Here is a 21,956-nt window from a genome sequence, read left to right as displayed (position 1 = left end):
CCTGCCGGGGCGATGCTCCGATGGGCGTCGCACGGCGGGCGCGCCGCGGCCTCAGTGGAAATCCCGGCTCGGGAACAGCGCCCTGGCCTGCTCGCGCGGATGGCGCGGGCGGGGCGTGGCGCGGACGGGTGGCCCGGGCTCGATGACGGGCCGGCGGGCCTCGTCGCCGCGCGGGCTCGAGAGCGGCCCGGCGAGGCCGAGCGTGTCGAGTCGGTCCGAGAGATCCTCGATGCGCCAGGCGATCACGTGCATCACCGCCCCTTCGCGCTCGAGCCGCCCGTGCACCCGCAACAGCCGCCCCGCGATCACCGCCCGGCGGAAGCGCTGATAGACGCGCGGCCAGACGATGACATTGGCGACGCCGGTCTCGTCCTCGAGCGTCATGAAGATCACCCCCGAGGCGGTGCCGGGCCGCTGGCGGGTAATGACGAGGCCCGCCACCGCCGCCCGCGCGCGATGCTGGAGCGCGGCCAGCCCCGCCGCCGGCATCGCCCCCCCCAGCCCGTCGCGAAGGAGCGCGAGCGGGTGGGCGCGCAGGCTGAGGCGCAGCGCGCGGTAGTCCTCGACCACCGCCTCGCCCGCCGTCTCGGGCGGCAGGGCGGCGGGCGGCTCGCGCAGGCCCTCGCCCTCGGCGAAGAGCGGCAGCGGCGCGTCGCCCGAAAGGCCCCGGGCCTCCCACAGCGCCTCGCGCCGCGTGAGCGGCGGCTCGACGCCCCCCGCGGCGAAGGCGTCGGCGCGCGCCAGCCGCTCGACCGCTGCCCGCCCGATGCCGGCGCGGCGCCACAGGCTTTCGACATCCGGATAGCCGTTGCCGCGGGCGGCGGCGATCCAGTGGCCGTCGTCCTCGGCCAGCCCCCGGATCTGGCGGAACCCCAGCCTGAGCGCGAGCCCGCCGCGTCCGTCGGGTTCCAGCGTGCAGTCCCAGTGCGATGCGTTGACCGAGACGGGCCGCACCTCGACCCCATGCTCGCGCGCGTCGCGCACGATCTGGGCGGGGGCATAGAAGCCCATCGGCTGGGAATTGAGCAGCGCGCAGGCGAACACCGCCGGGTGGTGGCGCTTGAGCCAGGCCGAGGCATAGACCAGCAGCGCGAAGGAGGCGGCGTGGCTCTCCGGGAAGCCGTACTCGCCGAAGCCCTCGATCTGGCCGAAGCAGCGCGCGGCGAAGTCGGGGTCGTAGCCGCGCGCCAGCATCCCGCCGATGAAGCGCTCGCGGAAGCTGCCGATCGTGCCGGTCCTGCGGAAGGTGGCGAGCGAGCGCCTCAGCCGGTCGGCCTCGTCGGCCGAGAAGCCGGCGGCGACGATGGCGATGCGCATCGCCTGTTCCTGGAACAGCGGCACGCCCAGCGTCTTGCCCAGCACCTCGCGCAGCTCGTCGGAGGGGAACTCGACCGGCTCCTCGCCCCGCCGGCGGCGCAGATAGGGGTGGACCATGTCGCCCTGGATCGGGCCCGGGCGGATGATGGCGACCTCGATGACGAGGTCGTAGAAGCTGCGCGGCCGCATCCGGGGCAGGAAGTTCATCTGCGCCCGGCTCTCGACCTGGAAGACGCCCAGGGAGTCGGCCCTGCACAGCATGTCGTAGACCTGCGGGCAGTCGGGCGGCAGGGTCGCGAGCGTATAGTCGCGTCCCAGATGCCCCCTGATGAGATCGAACGACTTCCGGATGCAGCTCAGCATCCCCAGCGCCAACACATCGACCTTGAGGATGCCCAGCGCGTCGATGTCGTCCTTGTCCCACTCGATGACGGTGCGCTCCTCCATCGCCGCGTTCTCGACGGGCACCAGCTCGTCGAGCCGGCCCGCGGTGATGACGAAGCCACCAACATGCTGGCTGAGATGCCGGGGGAAGCCGATGATCTCCTCGACCAGCGCCAGCGTCTGCGTCAGCCTGCGGTCGGCGGGATCGAGGCCGATCTCGGAGAGGCGCCGGGGCGTGAGGCTCTCGCGCGACCAGCCCCAGACCTGGCCCGCGAGCGCCGCGGTCACGTCCTCGGACAGGCCCATGGCGCGGCCGACCTCGCGGATGGCGGCGCGGGCGCGGAAATGGATGACGGTGGCGCAGAGCCCGGCGCGGTGGCGGCCGTAGCGCGCGTAGATGTGCTGGATCACCTCCTCGCGGCGCTCGTGCTCGAAATCGACGTCGATGTCGGGCGGCTCGTTGCGCGCCTCGGACACGAAGCGCTCGAACACCATGGTGATGGTCTCGGGCGAGATTTCGGTGATGCCCAGCGCATAGCAGGTGACGGAATTCGCCGCCGAGCCGCGCCCCTGGCACAGGATGCCGCGCCCGCGGGCGAAGGCCACGATGTCGCGCACGGTGAGGAAATAGGGCGCGTAGCCCAGTTTGCCGATCAGCGCGAGCTCGCGCTCGACCAGCGCGCGGGCGTGGTCGGGCACGCCGTCGGGATAGCGCCAGGCGAGCCCCTCGCGGGCGAGGCGCTCGAGGCGGGCCTGCGGGGCCTCGCCCTCGCCCTCGTCGGGGTATTCGTAACTGAGCTCGTCGAGCGAGAAGGTGCAGGCGGTGGCGATCCGGGCGGCGGTGTCGAGGGCGCCCTCGTGGCCACGGAACAGGCGGGCCATCTCGGCGCCCGAGCGCAGGCGCCGCTCGGCGTTTGGCAGGGCCCTCGCGCCCAGGGTCTCGACCGTGAGGCGCTCGCGGATGCAGGTCAGCACGTCCGCGAGGCGGCGGCGCCCGGCGCGGTGCATCAGCGGGTTGGCGGTGGCGACGAGAGGGCAGCCGGCGGCCGCGGCGAGGTCCGCGAGCGCGTCGATCCGGGCGATGTCGCGGCCGTCGTAGCGGGGGTGGGCCGCGAGATGCACGGCCGCCCCGAAGCGGCGCGTCAGGCGTTGCGCGATCCCGACCGTCGCGCCCGCGCCGGGCTGCGGGCCGTGTGCAGGCTGCACCGCCGCCCCGCCCAGCGGATCGGGAGGCAGGATCAGCAGGATCAGCCCCTCGCCCCAGTCCTCGAGATCGGTCAGCGTCAGGCGGCATCCCCCCTTCTCCGCCCGGCGCTTGCCGAGCGTCAGCAGGCGGCACAGTCGGCCCCAGGCGGCGCGGTCGGTGACGAGCGCCGCGACCTCGTGATCGGTGTCGGTGAAGACGAGCCGCGCGCCGACGATCAGCCGCGGGATCGAGCGGACCCGCGGCCCTGTTTTGGGGCCGGATGCGGGGCTGGCCGGGCTGTCAGCCGCCGCGGCCTTGCGGGTTTGGGCGAAGGCGCTTTCGGGCAGGCGCGACGAGGGGTCGATCCGCTGCTGCGAGCGGATGCGGATGGCATGGGCCGCGACATCGGCGCGGGTGACGCCGGCGGGCTTGCGGCCGGGATCCGCGGCGCCGACCTCGGCGGGCGTCCGGGGCGTGGTGGCTGGGGCTGCACCCTCGCGGGCGAGTTCGCGCAGCCGGACATGCGCCCGGACGGCGCCCGCGACCGAGTTGCGGTCGGTGATCGCGATGGCTGCGAGGCCGAGTTCGGCGGCGCGCTCGACCATCTCCTCCGGGTGGCTTGCACCGGTGAGGAAGGTGAAGTTGGTGGTTGTCACGAGCTCGGCGAAGGCAATCATGTTCCTGATATGTTCCATCCCTGCCGAGTCGGCAATGGCCTTGGGCCGCGGCCGGGCCTGCGCGAGGAGGGGCGGCTGTGCCGCGGCGCCTTTCGGGGTGCAGGAAGGAAGTGCGCCCCGCCCGGGGGGACGGGCGGGGCGCTTTCGACACCTCAGCCGGATACGGTCAGGCGGTAATGCGCCTGCTTGAATGGCTGGGTGCCGGTCTCGGAGCCATGACGGCAACCGGATCGGTCGGCCGGATCTGCGCTCCCGCCACCGCCGCCAGGGTTTGCCCGCGCAGGCGAGGCACGGCGGGTGCCGTCCGCCCGTTGTGCGGGTCGCCGTCGCGTCGCTGTTCGTGGCTCAAGACGCAGGCCATCGGTGTGACATCCCCGTCGCCGTTCGGGGACAGGTTGGACGAGGGCGCGCGATCCCGTCCTTGACCAAAGTCAAAATCGGGGCCGCCGCAGGTCACGAGACCTGCCGCACTGCCGGCCGCGCGCCGCCCCGTTCCCGCCGCGCGGACGCAGGGGGCGCGCCGTCAGGCGACGATCGGCTGGGCGAGGATCCAGAGGCTGGCCGCCGTCAGCGTCACCATGAAGACCATCATCGGGACCTGGCTGAGGATCGCCCGGCGCCGGTCGGGGAAGAGCCGCCCCGCTGCGGCATGGGCGACGACGACCGACAGCCCGTGCCCCGCAACCAGCGCCCCCGCCGCGATCCACCAGACATCCTGCGCCCCGATCACGCCAAGCTGGACCCGCCGCGTCGCCGTGCCGAGCAGGTCCCAGCCCAGGCCCAGCGGATCGCTGAGAATGGGCAGCATGAGTTGCCCGGCGAGCGCGAGATACGAGACGTAATGCGCGAGATGATATGCGACCGCGATCGGCAGGAGCGACGCCGCGAAGGCGCTGAAGATGCGGCCCGCCGGGACCGTGCGGCCGCCCGCCCGCCAGACCGCGAGGCAGAGTGCGCCGTAGGCGGCGACCGCGGCGCCCACGGTCGCCATCAGCCCGGCGCTGCGCAACAGCTTGAGGATGTCCACCCCCGCCTCGCGCAGGGCGATGAGATGCGGCCGCAGATCGGGCGAGCGTGTCACCCAGTCGAGCAGCCCGGCCCAGAGCGGCGTCTCCGACAGCCCGTCGAACAGCACGATGGCGATGAGCGAGACGATGAACACCGCGCCCCAGCCCCCGGGATCGAGCCCGCCAAGCCCGCTTCCCGGCAGGCGCAGGCGGATGCCGCCGGGAACCACCGCAAGCGGCGCGAGGGCGCCGAGGGTGGAGAACAGCCGGGCGAGCGGATCGGCCGTGCCGAACCATGGCTCCGCGCCCCAGCGCGAAACGGCGGCAAGCGTGAGCCCGAGATAGATCACGACGATCAATGCCATCGCGCGCGGGCTCTCGGACCAGTCGGAGACGAGTTCGAGCCAGGAGATCGCGAGCAGCCCCGTCACCGCCATGGCCCCGGCGCCGACCGGCAGCTCGCGGGGGCCGCCCGCCGCGCGCGGGACGAGGCCCGCGATCACCGCCCGCACCGGGTTCGCCGGGGTCCAGAGATCGATCACCAGCGCGGTGAACAGCGCAAAGCCGACCCACCAGACGACCCAGATGAACACCGTCGCGAAGTTCCGCGTCGGTGAATCCGGGCCGAACAGGCCGATCACCAGAACCATGGCGAGGATCGCGGTCGCGACGCCCGTGAGCGTTGCGCGCGCGGCACGCGCGATGCCGCGGGGCACGGGCAGGTCGCGATGCAGTCGCCATGTCCGGCCGGGCGCAAGGAAGGCAAAGGAGCCGAGGAACGACAGCGCCACCGCAACAGCCGCGCCCGCAAGGTAGAAGCCCAGCGGAAGGGGCAGATCGTAGCGTTCGGCGAAGGCATGCGCCGCGGCCGGCGAGGGCGCGAGCGCGCCTGCCGCGAGCACCGTCGCAGCCCGGACTGTCGCGCGGCGGCCGGGAGCGCAGGTCATGGAGCGGTGATCTCGAGGTAGAGGACCGCGATCTCGCGCGCGCCCAGCAGCGGGTCCTCGCGGTGCGCCATCATCGGGAAGCGCCCGGCGTGGCGGGTGTCGATGTCGATCGTGGCGCGCCCCGCCGCATCGGCCGTGACGGTGATGTCATGGCCATGAAGATGCAGCGGACCCGCGGGCAGCCCGCCGATGACCAGACGCACCGCCTCGCCCTGCGGCAGCCGTAGCACCGGGGCCTCGGCGTCCGGGGAGACCTCGACCGTGATTTCGCGCCACGGCCCGGTGCCGGCATGCGCCGGCGAGCGGGCGCTCGCCCCCGGCGTCTCGGAATGCGCCTCGTCGCCATGCGCGACGACGGGCTCGCGCATGATTGCCGGCGGTGTCCCCGGGCGCGTGAACGGGTTGGCCGGGGGACCACCGGCATCGCCGCTGGCGAGGGCTGAGGACACGGCCACAAGAGCGTGAAGGAGGGACATAAGCTTGCTCACGGTCGTCGCGCGGACCCCGGGGTCGCCGCCACGCGTTCGATGCACGAAATGCGGTCTCACCGGCGCGGTGGCTTGGAAAGGCGTACGCCGGTGGCGCCCGCCAGCGCCGCCGGCCACGGGTGATGCGGGTGGCGGATCAGTGCCCCGCGAGATGGTTCCAGTCGGGCAACAGGACCAGCGAGTTGGGGTTCAGGCCCATCTCCTTCAGCGTGTCGAACGAGGCCACCACCTCGCCGCTGCCGAGGTCCACCACGGTGATCGAGCCGTCCGACATGCCGGGAAGGTTGAGCAGCGCGTTCTGCACGAAGGCGTAGCGCTCGTCCTTGGTGATGGCGACGTGATGCGCCCCCTCGCCCGCCGGGATCGTCGCGACGGGCTTCGGCGCGAGCGGCCCGCCCTGCGTCATGTCGAAGATGTGCAGGTGCCCCGGCACCGCCGTCGTGACATAGAGCCGGTCTCCGGCGGAGTTGAAATACATCTCGAGCGCGACGCCCATCCCGAGCGCCTTGAAGTCGAACACGTCGCTTGCCTCGAAGGCTTCGGTCGCCGGGTTCCAGGTCAGCGCCGACAGCGAGGCGCCGTGCAGGTTGGTGACGTAGAAGGTGGGCACCGCCGTGCCGGGAACGGGAAGGATCTCGACCGGGCCGACCGGGTCGCCGCCATTCGCCATCGCCACCTGCCCGAGCGGCTCGAGCGTGCTCGCGCGCACCACCGAGACATGGTTGCCCGGCGTCGCCATGTCGGGCGTCACCGTGTCGGTCACAAGGATCCGGTCGATCTTGCTGTCGATCGCCAGCCCGTGCGGGTGCGTCCCAGGAAGAGCGATCTCGCCGGTCACCTCGTCGGTCGCGACCTTGCCCTGCCGGACGTTCTGCGACGACAGGCAGGTCAGATACCAGTGCTCGTTCGCCTCGTCGAAGATCACGTCCTCGGCCATGGTGCAGTTCGGCACCTCGATGGTTGCAAGCCGCGGCGGGAAGCGGGTCATGTCCATCACCTGCAGCGCGGGCGCGCCGAGGCTGGTGACATACGCCTTGGTCATCGTGCGGTCGTAGAAGATGTGATGCGCGACGCCGCTGGGGTCGAGCGGGATGTCGGCGAGGATCCTGCCGAAGTTCGGGCTTTCTGGGTCGACGTCGAAGATGGCGATGCCCTCGCGGCGCGGCGCGTCGCCCGAAAGCTTGAGGGATTTCACCTGGTCGGGTGTCTTGCTCTCGTAATTGGCCATGGCGAGGATCTCGGCCGTGGCCGGTGCAGCGGCGAATGCCAGCGCCGCAGCTGCGGCAAGTGTGGTGATCGGATTCATCGAGCGCTCCTCTGGGATGGCCCCCGCCCCCTGTCTCGGCGCACATCGCACGCCGATGGTCGCGCCTGCGGGCCCGGCAAGCTTTCGGACCCATGTTGCGGCGACGCTCGCGCCGCGGATGCGCTGCATGCCGCGGCAAAGCCGTCGCGTGCCTTCTCGCAGGGATCCCGGTGCGCCGCTGTGACGATCCTCACCGATCAAGCGGCGCCGATCTCGCGGGCTCAAGTCTGCGGATCGCCCTTGGCTTCAGGCATGTATAACAGAATATCGCGGTAATTCGGGCGGAATTGCTCGTTTTGTTCAAGATTTGATTAGGATCCGAGGGGCGTGGAGGCCCGTGGGCTCGCGCGGAATCGTTGTCGCCGGCGCGAGCGGCGAGATAGGCGTCCGCCTCGGCCGCGCTCACGCCCGGCTGCGCCAGCAGCGCGGGGCGGGTCGCCGCCCGCCGATCGACGCCGCGGGCGAAGGGGCCGACGGTCACATGCGGCGCGAGCCGCCCGGCGAGATCGCGCTCGATCCTGGCGACCTCGGCCAGCTCGTCGACGGCGCTGAACGGGCGGTTTGCAGGCGGTGGCCCGCCGGAGGGTAGGCCGCCGCGTCGGCCCCGCCGCCCCGGGCGAGGCTGTCGCAGTCACGGAAGTCCGCGAGCGCGCCGGCAAGGTCCCGTGCGCGCTCGGGCGGCTCACCGAGGGCGGAAAGGAGCCGCGCGAGGCGTTCCGGGTCGGCGCCGTTGAGATGTTGGCGATCACGCGCATCTCGGTCCGCATGCCCGACAGGAAGGCTGCCGCCATCAGCCCCATGAGCGCGAGTCCCCAGAGCGCGAAGACCAGCGCGAGGCCGGCCTGCCGCCCGCTGTCATCCGCGCTGGCGGTGGTACCGGGGGCCTCGGGGGTCGCCATCTCCGCCTCAGCCCCCGAAGGCGATCGGGCCGAGGCTCCAGACCGGCCAGAGCCCTGCCGCGAGGAACGGCCCGAAGGGCAGCGCGTCGCCGCCGCTGACGTCGCCCCGGCGCATGCCTGCGATCAGTGCCGCCCCAAGGCCGAGGACGCCGGCCCAGAGGAGAACGCCCGGCAGTCCCGCCCAGCCGGTCCACGCACCCGCCGCGGCAAAGAGCTTGACGTCGCCGAGGCCAAGCCCCTCGCGGCCCCGGATGCGCGCATATCCCGCGCGCAGGGCCCAGAGCACGACCCCGCCCGCGACCGCCCCGACCGTGGCATCGCCGAGCGCCGCCGGCGCCGCGAGCCAGACCGTGCCGAGCCCGAGCGGGATCAGCGGCAGCGTGAGGGCATCGGGCAGGATCATCTGCCGCCGGTCGATCTCGGACGCGGTGACGAGGACCGAGCCGAGGACGGCGCTGGGCAGAACAGATGGGCCGGAAAGACGAGCGCGCACCAGAGCGCGACGGCAAGCGCCGCAAGCTCCATGACGATGCCGAACCGCCCTATGGGTGCGCCGCAGTTCCGACAGCGGCCACGCAGCACGAGTCAGGAGAGGATGGGCACGAGGTCGGGGACGCCCAGCGGATGGCGGCACGATGGACACCGCGAACGAACGGTCACGATGCTCTCGCCGGTGCGCCATCGCTTGACCGTCAGCGCCATGAGGCTGCCGGCAAAGGGGGCAGTGACGAGCGCGATGGCCGCGAGCCCGGACGGCACTGCTCTCAGCCTTGTTGTTGGCGGTGAAGGGCGGCGATTCGGTCGCCGGGCCTTGGACGCGTCTCGCCGCGACGAGATGCTGCGGGGGCGCCTGCGCTGCTGTCGGCTGGCGTGTCTCCCGGCGCCCAGCCGCGCATTCCCGTCGCCTCGAAACGCCTCGTCGCAATCTCCCGACTTGATTTGCTGCCAGTCCCACGTCGCTGTAGAACCTGCCGGGCATGCAACGGTCGCCCTCACGGGCTCAGAGCACCGCCCTCAGGACCACCCAACCCGAGAGGAGAACGCCGCAGACCAGCGTGTAGGCCCCGTTCCACCTTAGCCCCACCGTGCGGGCGCCGACCTTGCCGAGCGCGCCGATCAGAAGCGTGGTGGCCGTGTAGGGCGAGCTCGCCCCGCTCAGCGCCCAGCCCGCGGTGATCGCCACGATCACGTCGGCCGGCGTCACGCCCATCGCGGCCGCGGGCGGCAAGAGGGGCGCCACCAGCGAGACCGAGAGGATCGGGTTCATGCCAAGCTGCCCGGTGAGCGGGATGAGCCAAACCAGCCCCAGCAGGATCTGCCAGCCGGGCAGGGCGGCAAGATCGAGGCCCGTCCCCGCGGCCAGCGGCCCCAGCAGGCGCGAGCCCAGAGTGCCGATGAAGCCCGCCATCATCAGCAGCAGGATCTCGCCCCGGTATCCGGGCAGATCGCGCACCGCGTAGTCGCGGGCGCGCATGGCCACGCGGGCAAGCGGGCGGCTGCCAATGCTCTGGAGCCCCACCCAGCCCAGCGAGAGGACCGGCACGACCGCCATGACCACCCCCGTCGCGGCGATGCCGGTCGCAATGTGCAGCCCGCCCACGACCACGGCGAGGATCACGAGCAGCGCGACCAGCGGCCAGAGGCTGGCCCAGCTTCCCTCGGGCCGCGCGCGCGGCGGCGCCGGATGGCTGAGGCGCGGCTTGAAGATCGTGTCGAGCGCCCAGCCCGTGCCGGCGAGGATGGCCGCGCTGACCAGGCAGGGTCCGACGGCGGCGGCCCAGCTCGCCCCCGGCACCAGGGTCGTCGAGATCGCCATGGCGAAGGCGAGCGGCGACCAGGCGAGGGTCGAGACGAAGCCGCGCTGGATGGCCAGCAGCATCCGCCGGATCCGGTGGCCGCGGATCTCGGGGTCCGGTTCGCGCGCGGCATTGGCCTCGGCCAGCGTGCCCAGCAGCACCAGCGCGCCGTAATTGAGCAGCATGCCGAAGAGCTGCCCGCCCACCGTCAGCGCCGCATAGCGCCGCCCCGGCGGCTGGGCGGCAAGGAAGCGCCCGCAGGTCTGGATCGAAGGCGAGCTTGCCGAGGCGTTCCTGAGCGTCGCGAGCGCGGTGAAGAAGGCGGCGATGAAGGCCGCGGTTCCCAGTCCTGCGCCGGTGATCGCGCTCCAGTCGTCCCGCGTCAGGGCCGCGGCGGCGACGAGGGCGCCCGCGACGATCACGAACACCCGGCGCGGCCACGCGGCATCAAAGCTCAGAAGCGCGACCAGTGGCAGAACCAGAACCCCCGCCGCGGTGCGATACCATTCCTCGCCCGACCAATCGGCGAGCATGACGAGCCCGAGCACGGCGGCCAGAAGCGTGCCGACCGCCGGGTCGGTCGACTTGTCGGGCGGCGTCACGGTGTGGCCGGCAGGGCGCGCGCGCGGCGCGGGCGGTGGTGAGGGCGGGGCGCCATGGCGTGCTCCGGCGCGGGTCGGGGACGTGTGGTCACCCTTCCCCATCGGGCGCGCGTGCGCAAGCGGCTGTTGGCGCGGGGGGCCGCGAGCGGGCGGGCAATCGGCCGGCACCGCGGGCGGGGCGCGGCCGTCATGAACACTTCAGACTTCCGTGACCCGGATGTCGCGCGCGCCCCTACCCCTCGTGACCGTCCTGCGGGTGCCCGGCGTGCCGGGTGCCCCACCTCGCCGGTCCATCACCGGTCCAAGCTTCGGAGCCCCGCCATGCAGCCTCTCGACCTCTCCGTCCCCCGGCCGCGCGCCTGCCTTCGGCACTTCCACCTCGGAAGATCGCGACAGCGGGACGCTCGGCGCGGCGCTCGACCTCCTGGCCGACAGCGGCTCGGGCGAGGGCGGCTCGGAGGTCGTAGCCTTCTCCGACGGCCGGCTCTACGTCACCAACGGGGTCAAGGACCGGATCCACCTCGTCGGCGCGGCGACGGGCGATCTGCTCGGCTCGGTCTAGCTGCCGGCGATCCCGGGGTTCGACGGTCTCCAGTCGGTCGATGTGAGGGCCGACGGCATCGCGGTCGCGGTGGACATCGCCAATCTCGCGGACCCCACGCTTGGCGCGAACGGCATGGTGGCGCGCTTCGCGCTGGATGGCACGCCCATCGACACCGTGGAGGTCGGCAACCTGCCCGACATGCCGACCTATTCGAACGACGGCACGCTGATCTTCGTCGCGAACGAAGGCGGGCGCGAGGACGCCGAGGATACGAAGGGCTCGATCTCGTTCGTCGATGTCGCGACCGGCACGGCCGAGACCTTCACCTTCGACGCCGTCGACGCGGTGGTGGACGAACTTCGCGAGGCGGGCGTGCGGATCTTCCCCGGCACGCTACCGTCGACCGATTTCGAGCCCGGATACATCGCCGAAGGGCCGGACGGGAAGCTCTACGTCACCCGCCAGGAAGCGAGCGCGACCACGGTCTTCGACCTTGCGAGCCGCAGCTGGGCCAAGATCGTCCCGCTCGGCACGGTCGATCATTCGCTGGCGGGCTTCGGCATCGACCCCTCGGACCGCGACGATGCGATCGCCATCCGCGAGGTGCCGCAGCAGGGCCTGCGCATGCCCGACGCCATCGCCGTGACCGAGATCGACGGCGAAACCTACATCTTCACCGAGAACGAAGGCGACAGCTGCGACTTCGACGAGTCGCGTGGCGACGACTTGAGCGACGGCGATCTGACCAATGGCGAGGTCGACCTCACCGAGATCGGCCCCGCGATCACCGCAGCCCTTGCCGACGACGCGGCATTGGGCCGGCTGACCTTCTCGAACATCGACGGCGACACGGACGGCGACGGGCTGATCGAGGAGCTGCACAGCTACGGCTCGCGCTCGTTCACCATCTTCGACGCGGCCGGTAGCGTGGCGTTCGATTCGGGCGACGATTTCGAGCAGATCATCGCGGCCCTGCGGGTGCCGAACGCCTCCAACAACGACGGCTTCCCCTTGGACGACCCGGAGGTGATGGGCGAGAACCGCTCGGACAACAAGGGGGCCGAGGCCATCGCCATCGGGCGGGCGGGCGACGTGACGCTCGCGTTCATCGGGTTCGAGCGCGACGGCGGCATCATGGTCTATGACGCTAGGATCAGGCCTCATAACCAGAAGATGACGGTTGCGGCGATGCTGATTGCGCTCATGAAGGTGTGGGTGCATCGGTCATAGCGCATGGCGATGCGCCGCCAGTCCTTGAGCCTGCCGAACATGCGCTCGATGCGTTTGCGCTGCTTTTACCAGACGGCATCATGGTCGACTGCGCGCTTGCGGCGCGTCCGTCCGGGAGTGCAGGGCGTGATACCGAGGCGGCGGAGCGCATCACGAAATCGGTCACTTTCGTAGCCTTTGTCAGCAATGACCATGTCGGCGTCGGGCAGCGCCGGCAGGACGGTTGCCGCCCCGCGGCAGTCGCTGACCCGGCCTTCGCTGGGCAGCAGGGTCAACGGCTTGCCGTCGCCGGCGCAGACCGCGTGGAGCGTCGAGTTCAGGCCGCCCTTGATGCGCCCGATACGCCGGGGAACAGCCCCTTTTTGAGCAGGCTGGCGGCCGTGCGATGCGCTTTGAGGTGTGTCGCGTCGATCATCACGGTCTCGGTGGCCTCACTTTCGGCTGCGAGCGCGGCAAAGACCCGGTCGAACACGCCGATCCGGCTCCAGCGGACGAACCGATTGTAGAGCGTCTTTGGTGGCCCATAGCACGCCGGTGCGTCGCGCCACATCAGCCCGCCGCGGATGACATGGATGATCCCCGAGATCACCTTGCGATCATCCACCCGCGGCACGCCGCGCGGCTTGTTCGGGAGCAGCGGGCGAAGGCGGGCGAACTGTGCATCGGAAAGCCAGAAGTGGTGGGCGGACATATCAAACTCCAGACATTTGGGAGTTTGAATCAGATTTCCGGGAACGCAGGAAGCCCGTTTATGGGTCCTGAGCCTAGTGACCCCGAGAATGCGCGGTTCCTCGACTAAATCGACGCTCAGGCCGACGGGAATGTGGCCCCCGAGGTGATCCGCTTCATCCCGGCCGAGGGCAGCCCCAGCGGCGTCGCGCAGATCGCGGTGTCCTTCGAGGTGTCGGGCACCGCCGCGCTCTACGCCATCGAACTCGGCCGCGAGGTCGAGGGCACCCGCCGGGCGGATGCCATCGAGGGCAGCATCGGCGACGACCTGATCGACGGCGGGAACGGCAAGGACGTGATCGCCGAGCGCGGCGGCGACGACGGGACCCGGGGTGGCAATGGCGCGGACCTGATCGTGGGCGGCGCAGGCGACGATGCGATCGAGGGCGGGAATGGCGCCGATCGGCTGTCGGGCGGGTTGGGCGACGATGAAATCCGCGGCGGCAACGGCGCCGACATCATTCATGGCGGCGCCGGGCACGAATTACTCGATGGCGGCCGCGGCCCGGACCGCTTCGTCTTCGCAATCGGCGAAGGCAAGGACACGATCGTGCGGCTCGACGCGGCGGATGTCATTGGCCTCTCGGCCACGGGGCTCGGCTTCGCGGACCTCGCGATCACCGATCTTGGGGGGGGCAGCTACGAGGTCGCCCTTGCCGCGGGCGACAACATCATGCTGACCCTGGGCCGGGGGAGCCTGGTGCTCGACGAGGGCGACTTCGCGTTCTGAGCGCGCGCCGGGAGAAGCAAATGGGCGAGCCCCCGGCGGGGCTCGCCCTTGCGCATCCGCGCGGGTTCAGAGGCAGTCGTCGTAGAGCTTGCGCGCCGCGTCGAGCGTGAGTTCCACCGGGTTGCCCCCGGCGGTGGGATCGACGATCGCCATCGCGGCCATCTGGTCGAACCTCTCCGCCCCGATGCCCATGGCGGTGAGGTTCGCGGGGATGCCCAGCTCGGCGCGGATCGCCATCACCCAGTCGTAGAACCCGTCGAAGCCGCCCGCGATGCCCATATAGGCGGCGGCGCGGCCGATCTTGTCCTCGATCGCCGGGCGGTTGAAGCGCAGCACGGGCGGCATCACCACCGCGTTCGTGGTGCCGTGATGGGTGTTGTAGAGCGCGCCCAGCGGATGGCTGAGCGAGTGGATCGCGCCCAGCCCCTTCTGGAACGCCACCGCCCCCATGGCGGCCGCCGACATCATCTGCGCGCGCGCCTCGATGTCGGTGCCGTCCCTGTAGGCGCGGGGCAGGTAGTCCTTCACGAGCCGCATGCCCTCGAGCGCGATGCCCGCGCTCATCGGGTGGTAGAACGGGCTGCAATAGGCCTCGAGGCAATGGGCGAAGGCGTCCATGCCGGTGCCCGCGGTGATCGCTTTGGGCATCCCCACGGTCAGCTCCGGGTCCGCGATCACCACCGAGGGCAGGATCTTCGGGTGGAAGATCACCTTCTTGACGTGGCTTTCCGAGTTGGTGACCACGCCCGCGCGGCCGACTTCCGAGCCCGTGCCCGCGGTCGTGGGCACCGCGACATTGGGCGCGATCGCGCTCGCATCGGCCCGGGTCCACCAGTCGCCGATGTCCTCGAAGTCCCAGACCGGCCGGGTCTGCCCCGCCATGAAGGCCACGAGCTTGCCGAGGTCGAGCCCCGAGCCGCCGCCGAAGGCGATCACCCCGTCATGCCCGCCCGCCTTGAAGGCCGCGATGCCCGCGGCGAGGTTCACATCCGTCGGATTCGGGTCGACCTCCGAGAACATTGCGCGGCCGAGGCCCGCGGCCTCGAGGATGTCGAGCGTCCGCGCCGTCACCGGCAGCGCCGCAAGGCCGCGGTCGGTGACCAGCAGCGGGCGGGCGATGCCCGCGGCCTTGCAGGCCTCGGGCAGTTCCGCGATGCGGCCCGCGCCGAAGCGGATGGCGGTCGGATAGGACCAGTTGGCCCGCAGAGTCATGTCTTGGCCTTTCTCAGATGGTAGGATTTCGGACGTGTCAGGTTGTGGAAGCCGATCACCGAGAGCGCGCCGCCGCGCCCGGTGTCCTTGCACCCGGTCCAGCAGAGCGCCGGGTCGAGATAGTCGGCCCGGTTCATGAAGACGGTCCCGGTCTCGATCCGCCTGCCCACGCGGGCCGCGCGTTCGGGGTCGGCGGTCCAGAGCGAAGCGGTGAGGCCGTAGGGCGAGTCGTTCATCAGGCTGATCGCCTCCTCGTCGTCCGCGACCGCCATGATGCCGACCACGGGGCCGAAGCTCTCGTCGCGCATCACCCGCATCTGGTGCGTGACGCCCGTGAGGATCTGCGGCATCAGGTATGTGCCGCCGTCGTCCTCGGGGAACAATGCGGGGTCGATCAGGGGCTTCGCGCCCATCGCCACCGCCTCGGCCGTCTGGGCGCGGACCTCTGACGCGAAGCGCGCGTTCGCCATCGGCCCCAGCGTGGTCGCGGCGTCGAACGGGTTGCCGAGCTTCAGCTTCGAGACGATCTCGACCGACTTCGCCACGAACTCGTCGAAGCGCGAGCGGTGGACATAGATGCGCTCGATGCCGCAGCAGCACTGGCCCGAGTTGAACATCGCGCCGTCCATCAGCACGTCGGCCGCCCAGTCGATGTCGGCGTCCTCCATGACGTAGCCGGGGTCCTTGCCGCCCAGTTCCAGCCCCAGCGGCGTGAAGGTGCCGGCGGCGGCGCGCTCGATCGCCTTGCCGCCATTCACCGAGCCGGTGAAGTTCACGAAGTCGAAGGCGCGCTCGGCCAGCAGCGCCTCGGTTGTGGCGTGGTCGAGGAAGATGTTGAGGAACACGTCCCCCGGCACGCCCGCCGCATGGAAGGCGCGCGCCATGCGCTCGCCCGCCAGCAGGGTCTGCGTCGCGTGCTTCAGCACCACAGTGTTGCCGGCGATCAGCGCCGGCGCGACCGTGTTGATGGCCGTCAGATACGGGTAGTTCCACGGCGCGATGACGAAGACGACGCCATGGGGCTCGCGCGCGATGCGGCGCTCGAAGCGGTCGGTATCCTCGATCACCAGGGGCGCGAGCGCGTCCGACGCGATCGAGCCCATGTAGGAGGCGCGCTCGACCACGCCGCCGAACTCGCCGCCATAGCGGGTCGGGCGGCCCATCATGTGGGCAAGCTCGGGCACCGCCTCGTCCTTCATGGCCACGAGGGCCGCGACCCCCGTCTCGACCAGCGCGATGCGCTCGGCGAGCGGCCGGGCGGCCCAGGCGGGCTGGGCCGCGCGGGCGGCGGCCACGGCGCGGCGGGCGGCGGCGGGGTCGGCGACGGGCCGCTCGGCGAAGACCGAGCCGTCGACGGGGGAGATGCATTTCAGCGTGGTGGTCATGGCGCGGCGCGCTCCGTGTGGTTCGGGCTCCGGGCCTCACCCGGAGCCACCTTGAAAATCGGGTGCCGCGGCCCGGTCAAGCCCGGTAGGCTGCGGCGGGTGCCGCCCTACGCGCGCTCGCGCGCGGGCTGCGAAGGAGGCCCCGGGTCAAGCCCGGGGCCCGGTGCGGCCCTTTGCGCGGGCGAACCTTACGACCGCTCGAAGCCGCGGGCGATCTCCCAGTCGGTGATGCGGCGGTCGTATTCGAACTGCTCCCACTTCGCGGCGTGGACGTAGTGGTCGATCACGTCGTCCCCCATCGCCGCGCGCAGCATTGCGGAGCCGTCGAGCGCAGTGGTCGCGTCGCGCAGCGTCTTGGGTATCTCGCGCCCTTCGCCGTGATAGGCGTCGCCCCGGAACGGGGGTTCCAGTTCGAGCTTGCCCTCGATCCCGGCGATGCCCGCAGCAAGCTGCGCGGCCAGCGCGAGATAGGGGTTGAGATCGGCCCCGCCCACGCGGCATTCGACCCGCACGGCCTTGGTGTCGAGCCCGCAGATCCGGTAGCCCGCGGTGCGGTTGTCGGTCGACCACACGGCCTTGGTGGGCGCGAAGGTGCCGACCATGAAGCGCTTGTAGGAATTGATGTTGGGCGCGAGGAACAGCGTGAACTCGCTCGCATGCGTCAGCAGCCCCGCAAGGTAGTGGCGCATAAGCTGAGACATGCCGTGCTCGGCCGCGGGGTCGTGGAACAGCGGCTTGCCCTCCAGCGACCACAGCGACTGGTGCACATGGCTGGAACTGCCCGCGGCCTTGTAGTCGTACTTGGCCATGAAGGTGGCCGAGTGGCCCTTGGACCAGGCGATCTCCTTGATGCCGTTCTTCATGATGACGTGACGGTCGGCCATGGTCAGCGCGTCGGTGTACCGGACGTTGACCTCCTCCTGCCCGGCCCAGGCCTCGCCCTTCGAGTTCTCGACGGGGATGTCGGCGCCATTGAGCCCGGTGCGGATGGCGCGCATCACCTCCTCCTCCTTCGAGGTCTGGAAGATGTGATAGTCCTCGTTGTAGGGCGCCACCGCCTCGAGCCCGCGATAGCCCTTGGCATGGGCCTGCTCATAGCTGTCGCGGAACAGGTAGAACTCGAGCTCGGTGGCGGCCATCGCCTTCATGCCCAGCGCCTCGAGCCGCGCGACCTGGCGCTTGAGGATCGAGCGCGGCGCATAGGGGATCGGCTCGTGGCTGTGGTGGTCGAGCGTGTCGCACAGCACCAGCGCCGTGCCGGGCAGCCAGGGAATGCGGCGCAGCGTGCCGAGGTCGGGCTTCAGCACGTAGTCGCCATATCCCTTCTCCCAGCTCGCCGAGCGGAAGCCGGGCACGGGCTCCATCTCCATGTCGACGGTGAAGAGGTAGTTGCAGGCGTGGGTCTCCTCGAGCGCGGACTCGCAGAAGAACTCCGCCTGGAACCGCTTGCCCATCAGGCGGCCCTGCATGTCGATCTGGGCGGCGAGCACCGTGTCGATCTCGCCCGCGGCAACGGCCGCTTTCAATTCCTCGAGGCTGAGCTTGCCTGGCATCTGAGCACCTAAATCGGGTCGTGCGCGCCGCCGCGGCGCGCGGGGAAGCCCCCTCTCCCCCGGGGGGAAGAGGGGAAGGGACGGTCCCGCGCACACGGCGCGGGGGCACGCCGGATCAGGTGAAGCGGTAGGGCCGCCCGGCCTTCTCCATCACGTCGTTGTAGGTCTTGATGATGTTCACGACCTTGGCCTTGATCTCGGATTCCTTCGCGATCTCGTCCCAGAACTCGCGGGCCTTGGCCTCGACGGTGGCCCACTCGGCGTCGGGGATGGTGGTGAGCTTGAGCTTGTCTCCGTTCACGCGCAGGTCGGCCTCGCCGCCCCAGTACCACCACTGGCGATAGTAGTGCGAGCTGTCGAAGCACATCCGCATCAGCTCCTGCAGATGCGGCGGCACCTCGTTCCAGCGGTCCATATTCGCGAAGAAATGGCCGATCCAGGCGCCCGAGATGTTGTTCGTCAGGAAGTAGTTGGTCACGTTCGCCCAGCCCACCGTGTAGTCCTCGGTGATGCCCGACCAGGCGATGCCGTCGAGCTCGCCCGTCTGCATCGCGACCTCGACATCCTCCCAGGGCAGGGTCACGGGCACGACGCCGAACTGCGCCATGAAGCGCCCCGCGGTGGGGAAGGTGAAGACGCGCTTGCCGTCGAGGTCGGCCAGCTTGTTGATCGGCTCCTTGGTCGCGAAGTGGCACGGGTCCCAGGCGCCGGCCGAGATGTGCTTGACGCCCACCTTGGCATACTCCTCGGCCCAGATCTCGCCGAGGCCGTACTGGTTGAACAGCACCGGCACGTCCAGCGAGTAGCGGCTGGCGAAGGGGAAGTAGCCGCCGAACACCGTCACCTCGGTCGGCGAGGCCATCGAGTCATCGTCGGACTGCACCGCGTCGATGGTGCCCGTCTGCATGGCGCGGAACAGCTCGCCCGTCGGCACCAGCTGGTCGGCGGTGTAGAGCTCGATCTCCATCTGCCCGGCGGCGATCTTGTTGAAGCTGTCGATCGAGGGCTTGATGACGTGCTCGGCCAGCGCCGGGCCCGCATAGGTCTGGAGCCGCCAGCGGATCGGGGTCTGCGCGTGCACGGCCGGGGCCGCCAGCGCCGCGGTGCCCATGGCGCCCGCGCCGGCGATGAACTTGCGTCTCGTCGTCATGTCGAAACCTCCATTCTGTCGTTTCCGGGGGCTGCCCGGTTCCTCGGCCCGGTCGATCCGGGATGACCGCTCCTTTCGGAGTTCTGGTTTACTTTCCATAGACATAGTGCGGCAGCCACAGCGCGATCTCCGGGTAGGCCGTGACCAGCGCCAGCGCCAGCAGCATGACGCCCACGAAGGGGATGATCGAGCGGTAGATGTCGATGAGCGAGATCTCGGGCGGCGCCATCGCGCGCATCAGGAACAGGTTGTAGCCGAAGGGCGGCGTCATGTAGGCGATCTGGCAGGTGATGGTGTAGAGCACGCCATACCAGATCAGGTCGAAGCCCAGCTCCCCCACCAGCGGCACGTAGAGCGGCGCCACGATCACCAGCATCGCCGTGTCGTCCAGGAAGGTGCCCATGATCAGGTAGCTGAGCTGCATCAGGATCAGGATCTCCCACGGGCCCAGCCCCAACTCGCCCACCAGCACGTCCTCGATCACGCGCACCGCGCCCAGCCCGTCGAACACCGCGCCGAAGCAGAGCGCCGCGAGGATGATCCACATGAACATGCACGAGATGCCCAGCGTGTTGCGCACCGTGGTCTCGAACACCGCCCGGGTGAGCCGGCGCTTGAGAATGGCGGCGGCGAGCGCAGTGAGCGCGCCGATGGCCGAGCTCTCCACGAGACTGGTCCAGCCGTTCACGAAGGGCACCATCATCGCGGCGAAGATGGCGAGCGGAAGGATGCCCGCGCCCAGCAGGCGCAGCTTCTCGCGCAGCGTGACGGTGCCGCGCTCCTCGGGCGGCAGAACGGGGCCCAGATGCGGCTGCAGCCGGCAGCGGACGACGATGTAGAGCACGAACATCGCCGCCATCATCAGTCCCGGCACCACGCCCGCCAGCCACAGCTCCCCCACCGGCTGGCGCGCGATCATCGCGTAGAGCACCAGCACCACCGAGGGCGGCACGAGGATACCCAGCGACGCTCCCGCCTGGATCACCCCGGTGACCATCACCTTGTCGTAGTTGCGGCGCAGCAGTTCCGGCAGCGCGATGGTCGCGCCGATGGCCATGCCCGCAACCGACAGCCCGTTCATCGCCGAGATCAGCACCATGAGCCCGATCGTGCCGATCGCGAGCCCGCCCCTGACCGGGCCGAACCAGACATGGAACATCCGGTAGAGGTCGTCCGCGAGGCGGCTTTCCGACAGGATGTAGCCCATGAAGACGAACATCGGCAGCGTCAGCAGCGGGTACCAGCCCATCAGCTTCATCGCCGCCGAGAAGGCGATCTCGCCCCCGCCCGTGCCCCACAGCGACAGCGAGGCAAACACCGAGACGAAGCCGATCGCGGCGAAGACGCGCTGGCCCGTCATCAGCATCAGCATCATCGACGCGAACATCGTCAGCGCGATCATGTCGTATGGCATTAGCCGACCTCACCCATCGCGCGGTTTTCGGGGATGGGCGCGCCGCGAATGGCGGCGAGGTCGCGCGCGAACAGCGCCAGCGCCTGCAGCAGCATGAGGAAGATGCCGAAGCACATCAGCATCTTGATCGGCCACATCGGCGCGCGCCAGATGCCGCGGCTGGTCTCGCCGTACTGCAGCGCATAGGAGGTGGACGAGAAGCCGCCATAGAGCAGCACGCCCAGGTAGAACACCATGGTGAACACGGTGAAGGCGTCCACCCAGGCCCGGGTGCGCGGCGACCAGGCGCCATAGAGCAGATCCATCCGCACGTTCGAGCCAAGTTGCAGCGAATAGGGCCCGCCCAGGATGAAATAGGCGGTCATCGCGAACTGCGCGGACAGCAGCGTCCAGTGCGCCGGCACGAAGAAGGTCTTCGAGATCGAGGACCACAGCAGGATCCCCATCATCACGAAGACCAGGTACATGGCGATCCGCCCGACGCGGTAGTTCAGCGCATCGACGAAGCGGACGAAGGCCACGACCCAGCCGGGCATCACGCGTCTCCCCACCGATCCGCGGCCGTACGATCCGTCCCGCGGGCCGCCAGCGCCGCGCCCAGCGCGCGGGCGAGCCCCCCGGCCACGCGCGCTTGACCCGCGGCGTCGGCGATGAGGTCGTTGCGGACCTCGATCATCACGTTCGGCAGGCCGCGCGTCAACGCATGCGCCTTGAGCGTGTGGGTCACGCCGCTGTCGGGGCCATAGGGCTCGTTGCGTGCCGTCGCGAGGCCGGTCTCGGTCGCGGCACGGGCCAGCATGGCGTCGGCGAGGCGGCTGTCCGCGTCGTGCAGGATGCCAAGCTCGACCGCGCGGGGCTCGCCGAACCAGACCGGCGTGAAGCTGTGGATGGTCACGAGGACGACCGGGCGGCCCGCCGCGAGGCGGTCGTCGATCACGCCTGCCAGCGCCTCGCGGAACGGCTCGGCGATCTCGCGCACGCGCCGGGCGCGCTCGGACGCCGAAAGGCCGCGGTTGCCGGGAATGTCATAGACCTCGCTGCGTTCGGGCATCGCGTCGGCGCGCTCGGGCGGGCGGTTGCAGTCATAGACGAGGCGCGAGAAGCGCGCGGCCACCAGGGCTGCGTCGAAGGCCGCGCTCAGATGCAGCGCCACCGGCAGCGCGCCGGGGTCCCAGGCGATGTGGCTGAGCCGCGCCTCGGGCGTGAGCCCCATGTCGCCGAGCGCGCGCGGGATGCGGCTCGAGGCATGCTCGCAGACCAGCACGATGGCGCCCTGCCCGCCGGGGTTCAGGACCTCGGCGGCGGGGCCCTCGTCGGGCGCGAGCAGGGGCGAATCTTGCGTCTCGGCGGTCTGCATCTGAAAAGGATTGTTCACCGCGGAATTGTCTGTCAACATTCTT

The 21,956-nt window shown here is 70.6% G+C and carries 17 protein-coding genes and 2 pseudogenes; 3 read left to right on the top strand and 16 right to left on the bottom strand.

Translation table 11 applies throughout. The annotated features are described in order from the left end of the window. Nucleotides 1–51: 51 nt before the first annotated feature. From M1105_RS15700 to M1105_RS15675, 8 genes and pseudogenes are all read right to left on the bottom strand, one after another. Nucleotides 52–3,582: an error-prone DNA polymerase gene (locus M1105_RS15700; RefSeq protein ID WP_249581322.1), complete on the bottom strand. Its 3,531-nt coding sequence runs from the start codon at nucleotides 3,580–3,582 to the stop codon at nucleotides 52–54. 505 nt (nucleotides 3,583–4,087) lie between these two features. Further along, nucleotides 4,088–5,518 carry a hypothetical protein gene (locus tag M1105_RS15695; protein ID WP_249581321.1) on the bottom strand — a complete coding sequence of 477 codons (1,431 nt, stop codon included), beginning with the start codon at nucleotides 5,516–5,518 and terminating at the stop codon, nucleotides 4,088–4,090. Beyond that, nucleotides 5,515–5,886: a multicopper oxidase domain-containing protein gene (locus M1105_RS15690; protein WP_249581320.1), complete on the bottom strand. Its 372-nt coding sequence runs from the start codon at nucleotides 5,884–5,886 to the stop codon at nucleotides 5,515–5,517. The genes M1105_RS15695 and M1105_RS15690 overlap by 4 nt, the downstream gene beginning before the upstream one ends. Before the next feature lie 256 nt (nucleotides 5,887–6,142). After that, complete coding sequence (locus M1105_RS15685) at nucleotides 6,143–7,312, bottom strand: YncE family protein (RefSeq protein ID WP_249581319.1); 1,170 nt, start codon at nucleotides 7,310–7,312, stop codon at nucleotides 6,143–6,145. Between the two features lie 477 nt (nucleotides 7,313–7,789). Then, entirely contained in the window at nucleotides 7,790–8,128 is a 339-nt protein-coding gene (locus tag M1105_RS21000; protein WP_406600635.1) for a hypothetical protein, read from the bottom strand. A gap of 90 nt (nucleotides 8,129–8,218) precedes the next feature. After that, nucleotides 8,219–8,704 carry a prepilin peptidase gene (locus tag M1105_RS15680; RefSeq protein ID WP_249581318.1) on the bottom strand — a complete coding sequence of 162 codons (486 nt, stop codon included), beginning with the start codon at nucleotides 8,702–8,704 and terminating at the stop codon, nucleotides 8,219–8,221. Further along, nucleotides 8,611–8,913 (bottom strand): annotated as a pseudogene (locus M1105_RS20995) (prepilin peptidase). Before M1105_RS20995 ends, M1105_RS15680 begins: the two are co-directional and overlap by 94 nt. Nucleotides 8,914–9,211: 298 nt before the next feature. Further along, nucleotides 9,212–10,609: a hypothetical protein gene (locus tag M1105_RS15675; protein ID WP_249581317.1), complete on the bottom strand. Its 1,398-nt coding sequence runs from the start codon at nucleotides 10,607–10,609 to the stop codon at nucleotides 9,212–9,214. A gap of 217 nt (nucleotides 10,610–10,826) precedes the next feature. On the opposite strand from M1105_RS15675, the gene M1105_RS15670 reads away from it, so the two are divergent. Continuing rightward, entirely contained in the window at nucleotides 10,827–11,171 is a 345-nt protein-coding gene (locus M1105_RS15670) for a hypothetical protein (RefSeq protein ID WP_249581316.1), read from the top strand. Continuing rightward, nucleotides 11,172–12,383 (top strand): choice-of-anchor I family protein, encoded by a 1,212-nt coding sequence (locus tag M1105_RS15665; protein WP_264759680.1) that lies wholly within the window; start codon nucleotides 11,172–11,174, stop codon nucleotides 12,381–12,383. Here M1105_RS15665 and M1105_RS15660 read toward each other — a convergent pair. Continuing rightward, nucleotides 12,314–13,074 (bottom strand): annotated as a pseudogene (locus M1105_RS15660) (IS5 family transposase). The gene M1105_RS15665 and the pseudogene M1105_RS15660 sit on opposite strands and share 70 nt — an antisense overlap. A gap of 132 nt (nucleotides 13,075–13,206) precedes the next feature. Here M1105_RS15660 and M1105_RS15655 point away from each other — a divergent pair. Then, nucleotides 13,207–13,842 (top strand): calcium-binding protein, encoded by a 636-nt coding sequence (locus M1105_RS15655; protein ID WP_249581314.1) that lies wholly within the window; start codon nucleotides 13,207–13,209, stop codon nucleotides 13,840–13,842. A gap of 66 nt (nucleotides 13,843–13,908) precedes the next feature. On the opposite strand, the gene M1105_RS15650 is transcribed toward M1105_RS15655, so the two are convergent. The 7 genes from M1105_RS15650 to M1105_RS15620 form a co-directional block, all read right to left on the bottom strand. Continuing rightward, a complete protein-coding gene (locus tag M1105_RS15650) occupies nucleotides 13,909–15,054 on the bottom strand; it encodes an iron-containing alcohol dehydrogenase (protein ID WP_249581313.1) in 1,146 nt (381 codons plus the stop codon). Continuing rightward, entirely contained in the window at nucleotides 15,051–16,439 is a 1,389-nt protein-coding gene (locus tag M1105_RS15645; protein ID WP_249581312.1) for an aldehyde dehydrogenase family protein, read from the bottom strand. Before M1105_RS15645 ends, M1105_RS15650 begins: the two co-directional genes overlap by 4 nt. 188 nt (nucleotides 16,440–16,627) lie before the next feature. Then, nucleotides 16,628–17,992 (bottom strand): glutamine synthetase family protein, encoded by a 1,365-nt coding sequence (locus tag M1105_RS15640; protein ID WP_249581311.1) that lies wholly within the window; start codon nucleotides 17,990–17,992, stop codon nucleotides 16,628–16,630. Between the two features lie 115 nt (nucleotides 17,993–18,107). After that, nucleotides 18,108–19,142: a TRAP transporter substrate-binding protein gene (locus M1105_RS15635; RefSeq protein ID WP_249581310.1), complete on the bottom strand. Its 1,035-nt coding sequence runs from the start codon at nucleotides 19,140–19,142 to the stop codon at nucleotides 18,108–18,110. Nucleotides 19,143–19,230: 88 nt separating this feature from the next. After that, complete coding sequence (locus tag M1105_RS15630; RefSeq protein ID WP_249581309.1) at nucleotides 19,231–20,556, bottom strand: TRAP transporter large permease; 1,326 nt, start codon at nucleotides 20,554–20,556, stop codon at nucleotides 19,231–19,233. After that, entirely contained in the window at nucleotides 20,556–21,092 is a 537-nt protein-coding gene (locus M1105_RS15625; RefSeq protein WP_249581308.1) for a TRAP transporter small permease subunit, read from the bottom strand. The genes M1105_RS15630 and M1105_RS15625 overlap by 1 nt, the downstream gene beginning before the upstream one ends. Beyond that, nucleotides 21,092–21,931 (bottom strand): N-formylglutamate amidohydrolase, encoded by an 840-nt coding sequence (locus M1105_RS15620; RefSeq protein WP_249581307.1) that lies wholly within the window; start codon nucleotides 21,929–21,931, stop codon nucleotides 21,092–21,094. Before M1105_RS15620 ends, M1105_RS15625 begins: the two co-directional genes overlap by 1 nt. Nucleotides 21,932–21,956: the final 25 nt, after the last annotated feature.

Source organism: Thermohalobaculum sediminis, assembly GCF_023487995.1.
GTDB lineage: Bacteria > Pseudomonadota > Alphaproteobacteria > Rhodobacterales > Rhodobacteraceae > Thermohalobaculum > Thermohalobaculum sediminis.
This window is presented reverse-complemented; position numbering and strand designations above follow the sequence as displayed.